The sequence below is a fragment of the Microbacterium sp. HSID17254 genome, from assembly GCF_003989315.1.
Taxonomy (GTDB): Bacteria; Actinomycetota; Actinomycetes; order Actinomycetales; family Microbacteriaceae; genus Microbacterium.
In genome coordinates this window covers 1-900 of the sequence record NZ_RBLT01000145.1, presented here as the reverse complement: position 1 = coordinate 900, position 900 = coordinate 1, and the positions used below count along the sequence as shown (strand labels likewise).

At 63.4% G+C, this 900-nt stretch carries 2 rRNA genes; both read right to left on the bottom strand.

The features are described 5' to 3' along the window. Positions 1 to 243 precede the first annotated feature (243 nt). Positions 244 to 360 (bottom strand): 5S ribosomal RNA (gene rrf, locus D8M34_RS18215). A 135-nt stretch (positions 361 to 495) separates the two neighbouring features. After that, positions 496 to 900, bottom strand: a 23S ribosomal RNA gene (locus tag D8M34_RS18210); the annotation flags it as partial.

Genomic DNA, 900 nt, shown 5'->3' with positions numbered 1-900 from the left:
CCGCAGGTCCGTCGGCTCCCGGCGCGACGCGTACCGCCGCCGACGCTTCCACGACGGCACCCCGCCCGCGGCGCGGCAGCGACATCCGACCTCGCCCGCCGGCCCCCGGAGACACCAGCCGGATTCACGGCCAGCTCCGATCAGGCCCCCGATTCCCTCCGCACACGACGGAGCGGACGACGGGTCCGGAAACGAGAAATGCCCCGGGACTCGAAAGTCCGGGGCATAACCCATCACATTGAATGTCGGCGACGACCTACTCTCCCACACCCTGGCGAGTTCAGTACCATCGGCGCTGGAAGGCTTAGCTACCGGGTTCGGAATGGGACCGGGCGTTTCCCTACCGCAATGACCACCGACAACACTATCCAACTATCCCCCCCACCCCAAAAACCCAGGGCAGAAGGCCAAGCACACAGCCAACCCGACAACCCCGTCACCGGGATCACAGATGGTTGTGGACTCAGGGTCACACAGTGGATGCGAACAACTCGTTGTGGCAAGCCCTCGGCCTATTAGTACCGGTCAACTCCACCCCTCACAAGGCTTCCATCTCCGGCCTATCAACCCAGTCATCTCCTGGGAGCCTTACCCACTCGAAGGTGGTGGGAGACCTCATCTTGGAACAGGCTTCCCGCTTAGATGCCTTCAGCGGTTATCCCTCCCGAACATAGCCAACCAGCCGGGCTCCTGGCCGGACAACTGGCACACCAGAGGTTCGTCCGTCCCGGTCCGCTCGTACTAGGGACAGCCTTCCTCAAGTCTCCAACGAGCGCGGCGGATAGGGACCGAACTGTCGCGCGACGTTCTAAACCCAGCGCGCGTACCGCTTTAATGGGCGAACAGCCCAACCCTTGGGACCTACTCCAGCCCCAGGATGCGACGAGCCGACATCGAGGT